The organism is Secundilactobacillus silagincola, from assembly GCF_002583405.1.
Lineage (GTDB): Bacteria > Bacillota > Bacilli > Lactobacillales > Lactobacillaceae > Secundilactobacillus > Secundilactobacillus silagincola.
This window is the reverse complement of record NZ_BCMJ01000032.1, coordinates 1-373: the sequence shown is the minus strand read 5'-3', so window position 1 is coordinate 373 and position 373 is coordinate 1. Positions and strand designations below refer to the sequence as shown.

At 49.1% G+C, this 373-nt stretch carries 1 rRNA gene; it reads right to left on the bottom strand.

Annotation, left to right across the window (positions count from 1 at the left end):
• A 23S ribosomal RNA gene (locus CES82_RS12070) occupies positions 1-373 on the bottom strand; the annotation flags it as partial.

The window sequence follows — 373 nt, the reverse complement described above, 5'->3', positions numbered from 1 at the left end:
TCCGACCAGGTTTCACGTGTCTGGCCGTACTCAGGATCCTGAACTGAGGGTAACAAATTTCGTCTACGGGGCTATCACCCGCTCTGGCCGGTCTTCCCAAACCGTTCGACTATCCGTTACTTTGGTAACTCAAATGTTCAGTCCTACAACCCCAGGAAGCAAGCTTCCTGGTTTGGGCTGTTCCCATTTCGCTCGCCGCTACTATGGGAATCGCAATTGCTTTCTCTTCCTGTGGGTACTTAGATGTTTCAGTTCCCCACGTCTGCCAATACTTAGCTATGTATTCACTAAGCATTAATCATCGACTAAGATGATTGGGTTTCCCCATTCGGAAATCTCCGGATCAAAGCTTACGTACAGCTCCCCGAAGCAT